The sequence below is a fragment of the Spirillospora sp. NPDC046719 genome (assembly GCF_040645715.1).
In the GTDB taxonomy this organism is placed as follows: Bacteria; Actinomycetota; Actinomycetes; order Streptosporangiales; family Streptosporangiaceae; genus Spirillospora.
This window is the reverse complement of record NZ_JBEYYT010000090.1, coordinates 20,897-27,442: the sequence shown is the minus strand read 5'-3', so window position 1 is coordinate 27,442 and position 6,546 is coordinate 20,897. Positions and strand designations below refer to the sequence as shown.

General features: G+C 73.2%; 6 protein-coding genes. 1 reads left to right on the top strand and 5 read right to left on the bottom strand.

What is annotated here, in order from left to right:
* The 4 genes from whiA to uvrC form a co-directional block, all read right to left on the bottom strand.
* Positions 1 to 478 (bottom strand): DNA-binding protein WhiA (gene whiA / locus ABZ914_RS17750; RefSeq protein WP_500194057.1); only part of this gene is annotated, 478 nt, incomplete at its 3' end.
* Between the two features lie 60 nt (positions 479 to 538).
* Positions 539 to 1,528: a gluconeogenesis factor YvcK family protein gene (locus ABZ914_RS17745; protein ID WP_194736795.1), complete on the bottom strand. Its 990-nt coding sequence runs from the start codon at positions 1,526 to 1,528 to the stop codon at positions 539 to 541.
* Positions 1,529 to 1,574: 46 nt separating this feature from the next.
* A complete protein-coding gene (gene rapZ / locus ABZ914_RS17740) occupies positions 1,575 to 2,453 on the bottom strand; it encodes an RNase adapter RapZ (protein ID WP_151542668.1) in 879 nt (292 codons plus the stop codon).
* Positions 2,450 to 4,543 (bottom strand): excinuclease ABC subunit UvrC, encoded by a 2,094-nt coding sequence (gene uvrC / locus ABZ914_RS17735; protein WP_500194055.1) that lies wholly within the window; start codon positions 4,541 to 4,543, stop codon positions 2,450 to 2,452. Before uvrC ends, rapZ begins: the two co-directional genes overlap by 4 nt.
* 157 nt (positions 4,544 to 4,700) lie before the next feature.
* Between uvrC and ABZ914_RS17730 the strand changes: the two genes are divergently transcribed.
* Complete coding sequence (locus ABZ914_RS17730; protein WP_500194054.1) at positions 4,701 to 5,951, top strand: mechanosensitive ion channel family protein; 1,251 nt, start codon at positions 4,701 to 4,703, stop codon at positions 5,949 to 5,951.
* On the opposite strand, the gene ABZ914_RS17725 is transcribed toward ABZ914_RS17730, so the two are convergent.
* Positions 5,938 to 6,471 (bottom strand): Rieske (2Fe-2S) protein, encoded by a 534-nt coding sequence (locus ABZ914_RS17725; RefSeq protein ID WP_500194052.1) that lies wholly within the window; start codon positions 6,469 to 6,471, stop codon positions 5,938 to 5,940. The two genes, ABZ914_RS17730 and ABZ914_RS17725, sit on opposite strands and share 14 nt — an antisense overlap.
* Positions 6,472 to 6,546: the final 75 nt, after the last annotated feature.

Genomic DNA, 6,546 nt, shown 5'->3' with positions numbered 1-6,546 from the left:
GCGCGGCCTCCGGGCCGGGGCAGGTCACCTCGAGGGACATCGAGCGGCCGGGCTCGGTGAGGGAGCCGTGCGCGAGGAACGCGCCGCGCCAGGCGGACTCGGCGTCGCAGGCGGCGCCGGCGACGACGTGCCGGGGCAGGCCGCGGACGGGGCGCCCGTTGTTGTCGATGAGGCCGGTCTGCCGGGCGAGCGACTCGCCGTCCCGGAACACCCGGACCACGTACCGGTTGCCCTTGCGCAGGCCGCTCGGCGCGAGCACGACGACCTCGGAGGTGTGCCCGAACACCTCGGAGATGTCCTTGATGAGGCGGCGCGCCGCCACGTTGGTGTCGATCTCCGCTTCGATCACGATGCGCCCGCTGACCAGGTGCAGACCCCCCGCGAAGCGCAGCAGCGTCGAGACCTCCGCCTTGCGGCAGCACGGCTTCATGACCGTGAGCCTGCTCAGCTCGTCCTTCACCACACCGGTCATCGCCATAGATGAACCCTCCCCCTATCGGACTTCCAGCAGTGTGGCCGATCGCGGCCCGCCGGGTCGTCAGTCACTGAATATCTGTACGAAGGCTTGGGCCAGACGGGCGGGTTCATGACGCGGCGAGCCGTCGTCGGCGGCCACCTGGGACAGGACGAGGCGCCCGCCGAGCCGCCGGACGGCCTTGTCGAGCGCGTCGGTGTCCTCCACGACGCCGGCGTCCGCGAGGACGACGTCGACGCGCAGGTCGGGGGCGTGCGCCTGGAGGACCTCCAGATGCGTCTGGGGGGAGAAGTCGTCGGTCTCGCCGGGCTGCGGCGCGAGGTTCAGCGCGACGACGCGCCGGGCGCGGCTGGAGGTCAGCGCGCGGGCGAGCGCGGGGACCTTCAGGTGCGGCAGGACGCTGGTGAACCAGGACCCCGGGCCGAACACGATCCAGTCGGCGTCGTCGACGGCGGCGAGCGCCTCGGGGCAGGCGGGCGGGTCGGCGGGGACGAGCGAGACGCCGAGCACGGAGCCGGGCGTGCTGGCGCACGCGACCTGCCCCTTGACGTAGGTGATCTCGTCGGGGCGGGCGGGGTCGGCGCCGCGGACCTCGGCGACGATGTCCATCGGGACCGCGGCCATCGGCAGGACCCGGCCGTGCGCGCCGAGCAGCCGGCCGACCCAGTCGAGCCCGGCGACGGTGGAGCCGGGGCCGGCCCCGCCGGGCGCGCCGTCGGGGGCGTCGCCGCCGAGCAGCTCCCACAGCGCGACGATCAGCAGGTTGCCGACGGCGTGCCCCTGCAGGTCGCCCTCGCTGCGGAACCGGTGCTGGACGACGTCCCGCCAGGTCTGGCCCCACTCGTCGTCGCCGCACAGCGCGGCGAGCGCCATCCGCAGGTCGCCGGGCGGCAGGACGCCCAGCTCGCGGCGGAGCCGGCCGCTGGAGCCGCCGTCGTCGGCCACGGTGACGACGGCGGTGAGCCGGTCGGTGACGCGCCGCAGCGCCGACAGCGAGGCGTACAGGCCGTGACCGCCGCCGAGCGCGACGACCTTCGGGCCGAGAGGCTTCAACGCGTTCGTTTCTCTCTCCGTCCGGGACCCGGCAGCGCCGCGGGTCTCATTCGCGGCCGAGGTCACGATGGGCGACCTGCACCTCGATGCCCTCGTCCCGCAGCCGGGCGGCGATCTGTTCCGCCATGGCAACACTACGGTGTTTGCCGCCGGTACATCCCACGGCGAGCGTGACGTAGTGCTTGCCCTCGCGCTCGTACCCGTCGGCGAGCAGCCGGAGCACCTCGGCGTAGGCGTCGAGGAACTCCTTGGCGCCGCGCTGGCCGAGCACGTAGTCGCGGACGGCGGCGTCCCGGCCGGTCTTCGGGCGCAGCTCGGGCACCCAGTGCGGGTTCGGCAGGAACCGGCAGTCGACGACGAGGTCGGCGTCGACGGGCAGCCCGTACTTGTAGCCGAACGACACCACGGTGGCGCGCAGGCTCGACTCGCCGGTGTCGTTGCCGAAGAACCCGATGATCTTGTTGCGCAGCTCGTGCACGTTCAGCCCGCTGGTGTCGATCACCAGGTCGGCCTCGGCGCGGACCTCCCGGACGAGCTCGCGCTCGCGGGCGATGCCGTCGACGAGGCGGCCGTCGCCCTGCAGCGGGTGCGGGCGGCGGACGCTCTCGAAGCGGCGCACGAGATCGGCGTCGTTCGCCTCCAGGAACACGACGCGGGGGTGGACGCCGCGCGCCTCCAGCTCGGCGATCGAGGAGTGCAGGTCGTCGGTGAACGCGCGGCTGCGCACGTCGACGACCACGGCGATGCGCGGCACCGCGTCCTTCACCCGGCCGCCGAGGTCGGCCATGGTGGCCAGCAGCCCCGGCGGCAGGTTGTCGACCACGTACCAGTCGAGGTCCTCCAGGGACTTGGCCGCGGTGCTGCGGCCCGCCCCCGACATCCCCGTGACGATGACGATGTCCGGAATCTTTGACTCGCTGGTCATGTCCGCTTCCCCCCGTGCTCCCCGTCGGTCTTCCGGCCCCCGTCGGGCCGCCGGCCCCCGCCGGTCCCGTTCCGCCCCTGGGCCGCGCCGTCCGCGGCGGTCCCGGCGCCGGCCCCGCCGTCCCCCGCGTCGCCGCCTCCGGCGCCGCGCGCCGGGACGGACGCCCCGTGCAGCGCCGCGACGATGCTCTCCGCGCTGCGCAGCCCGATGCCGGGGACCTCCGCGACCTGCTCGGGCGTGGCCTCCTTCAGCCGCTTCACCGAGCCGAAATGCTTCAGCAGGGCCGCACGCCGCGACGGGCCCAGACCCGGAACACTATCGAGTTCGCTCACCGTCATGGCCTTGGAACGCCGCTGCCGGTGGAAGGTGATCGCGAAGCGGTGCGCCTCGTCGCGGACCCGCTGGACCAGGAACATGCCCTCGCTGTTGCGCGGCAGGATCACCGGGTCGTCCTCGCCGGGAAGCCACAGCTCCTCCAGCCGCTTGGCGATGCCGCAGACGGCGATGTCGTCGACGCCGAGCTCGTCCAGCGCCCGCTGCGCGGCGGCGACCTGCGGCGGGCCGCCGTCGACGAGCACGAGCTGCGGCGGGTAGGCGAACTTGCGCGGCCTGCCGGTCTCCGGGTCGATCGGCTGGTGCGCGCCCTCCTCCGCGCCGTCCTCCGGGTCGCCGAGCGTGTCCAGCTCGCCCATCTTCTCGCTCTCGGCGAGGTAGCGCCGGAACCGCCGGGTGATCACCTCGTGGATGGAGCGGACGTCGTCCTGCCCCTCGACCGCCTTGATCGTGAACCGGCGGTACTCGCTCTTGCGGGCCAGCCCGTCCTCGAACACGACCATGGACGCCACCACGTTGGTGCCCTGCAGGTTGGACACGTCGTAGCACTCGATCCGCAGCGGCGCCTCGTCCAGCTCCAGGGCCTCCTGGAGCTCCTGCAGCGCCCGGCTGCGGGTGGTGAGGTCGGACGCGCGGCGCGTCTTGTGCTGCTTGAGCGCCTCGTGGGCGTTGCGGGCGACCGTCTCCAGCAGGGTCTTCTTGTCGCCGCGCTGCGGGACCCGCAGGTGGACGGGCCCGCCGCGCTGCTCGGCCAGCAGCTCGGTCATCGCGTCGGCGTCCGGCGGCAGCGCCGGGACGAGGACCTCGCGGGGCACCGACTCGCTCTCCCCGTAGATCTGGATCAGGAAGTTCTCGACGAGGTCGGCGGTGGTGACCTCCTCGACCTTGTCGACCACCCAGCCGCGCTGCCCGCGGATCCGGCCGCCGCGCACGTAGAACACCTGGACGGCGGCCTCCAGCTCGTCCTCCGCGAAGGCGATCATGTCGCAGTCGGTGGTGTCGGCCAGCACGACCGCCTGCTTCTCCAGCGCCCGCTCCAGCGCGCGGATGTCGTCGCGGAGCCGGGCGGCCCGCTCGTACTCCTGCGACGCGGCGGCCTCGCGCATGTCGCGTTCGAGGCGCTTGATGAACCGGCCGGTGTTGCCGGCCATGAAGTCGCAGAAGTCCTCGGCGAGCAGGCGGTGCTCGTCCGGGGAGACGCGCCCGACGCACGGCGCCGAGCACTTGCCGATGTAGCCGAGCAGGCAGGGGCGGTCGAGCTGGTGCTGGCGCTTGAACACCCCGGCGCTGCAGGTGCGGACGGGGAACACGCGCAGGAGCTGGTCGACCGTCTCCCGGATCGCCCATGCGTGGGAGTACGGCCCGAAGTAGCGCACGCCCTTCCGTTTGGCGCCCCGCATCACCATCACCCTCGGGAAGTCCTCGTTGAGGGTGACCGCGAGATAGGGATAGGACTTGTCGTCGCGGTAACGGACGTTGAACCGGGGGTCGAACTCCTTGATCCAGGAGTATTCGAGCTGGAGGGCCTCGACCTCGGTGCCGACCACGGTCCAGTCGACCCGGGCCGCGGTCTGCACCATGGTCTGCGTGCGCGGGTGCAGCGCGGAGAAGTCGGCGAAGTAGGAGTTCAGCCGCGAGCGCAGGCTCTTGGCCTTGCCCACGTAGATGACCCGGCCGTGCTCGTCGCGGAATCGGTACACCCCGGGAGACTCCGGAATGGAGCCCGGTGCGGGTCGGTAGGTCGCCGGATCTGCCACATCATGAAGCCTAGTGGGCGCCGCCGACACCCGGCGCGCCCGGCCGCCCTGGCCTGGGGTGATGGAGATCTCCCCATTTTGGGCGGATGTTCGTAATGGGAGTGGAAAGAGACGTCCGGTCGGGTTTTTCGCACGCTCGGAGGGGGTCGTACCGCAGGTGTCCGCGCTGTGGGCCTGGATCACGTTCGCCGTCGTCGTCGGGGTGTCCGTCGTGATCGTGGAGGGGGGCCGGCGCCTGCTGGCCGGACCGCTGTCGAGGCACTGGCCGAGCGTCGGCCGGGTCGCCCGGCGCTGCACCGCGCCGGCCTTCGCGTTCGCCGTGGTGGTCAGCGCGAGCACGGCGATGCCGTACCAGCACATGAACGACCACTCCGACGGGCTCGTCCGGCACGTCATGCACATCGCGGTGATCGGCGTCACCACCTGGCTCGTGCTGCGCATCACCTACGCCCTCACCGACCCGCCGCTCGCCCGGCTGATGCGGATCGAGGGCGAGCGCAACCGGCGGGCCAGGCGCGCCCGCACCCAGATGATGCTGCTGCGCCGCATCGCCGCCCTGGTCGTCGTCATCCTGGCCGTCGGCGCCGCGCTGTTCACGTTCCCGGCCGTGCGGGCGGTCGGCGCGGGGGTGCTGGCGTCCGCGGGGGTCGCCGGGCTGGTCGTCGGGATCGCGGCCCGGCCGACGCTGGGCAACCTCCTCGCCGGCCTGCAGATCGCCTTCAGCGACGCGCTCCGGCTCGACGACGTGGTGGTCGTGCAGGGCCAGTGGGGGCGCGTCGAGGAGCTGACGCTGTCGTACGTCGTCGTCCGGCTGTGGGACGACCGGCGGCTCATCCTGCCCGTCTCCTACTTCACCGAGCAGCCGTTCGAGAACTGGACCCGGCACACCAGCCGGGTGATCGGCTCGGTGGAGCTGCACGTCGACTGGACGGTCCCGATCGAGGAGCTGCGCACCGAGCTATACGCGATGCTGCAGGAGAACCCGCTGTGGGACCGCCGCGAATGGGTGCTGCAGGCCGTGGACGTCCAGCCGAACGGCCTGGTCACGATGCGGGCGCTGATGAGCGCCGCGGACTCGGCGAGCGCCTGGGACCTGCGCTGCGACGTCCGCGAGCACCTCATCGCCTACATCCGCGAGCACCATCCCCAGGCGCTCCCCCGCTTCCGCACCGACGACGACCTCGCCGACGCCCGGAGGGGCGCCGCCGACGGGCCGGGCCGAGGGCCGGACGACGGGCCGGACGGGGGTTCGGACGACGAGGCCGCCGACATCACCGCGACCGATCCCCGCGCGCGGGACCGCGAGATGCGGGGCGGCGAGGTCGACGACCACGTCCGGGCCTCCGCCGAGGACGGCGGCGGCCCGGCGCGGACGAGGTCCGGAGCGGTGTCGCTCAGGCGAGGCTGATCTTCCCGCCCCGCACGGTGATCTTCTTCTCCTCGAGCGGCTTGTCCGCAGGCGGGCGCGCCACCGACCCGTCGGAGATCTTGAACTTGCTGCCGTGGCACGGGCAGTTGATCGTGCCGCCGGACACCGAGCCGACGGTGCAGCCGCGATGGGTGCAGGTCGCCGAGAACGCCTTGAACTCCCCTTGCGCCGGCTGGGTCACCACGACCTTCTCCGACTCGAAGACCTTGCCGCCGCCGACCGGGATGTCACCGGTCGAGGCGAGCGCTCCCCCGCCCCCGCCGCCCCCGCCGCTGCCGCCGTCCGCGCTGTCACCGCCGCCGGACGACCCGCCGCACGCGGCCGCCAGCCCGGCGACGCCCGCGAGCCCCGCCCCGATGAGCAGGCCGCGGCGCGACCCGCCCGCCGGCGCCGGACCCTCGGCGGCCCCGGCCCCGGCCGGCCCGGCCGGCGGCTCTCCGGCCGCGGGCCCGGCCTGCTGATCGGTCGCGTCCGCCCGCGTCTCGGACTGCTGTGGCATCGTCTCCGCCCTCCGCTGAACTCGGTTCCCGTCTCCCTGCGTCACCAGGGAGTACGGAGCGGGAGCGGCGTCGGT

What these genes read in the sequence shown, in the direction of transcription:
- rapZ (WP_151542668.1), bottom strand. Translation starts at nt 2,453, where the DNA reads ATGACCAGCGAGTCAAAGATTCCGGACATCGTCATCGTCACGGGGATG.
- ABZ914_RS17725 (WP_500194052.1), bottom strand. Translation starts at nt 6,471, where the DNA reads ATGCCACAGCAGTCCGAGACGCGGGCGGACGCGACCGATCAGCAGGCC.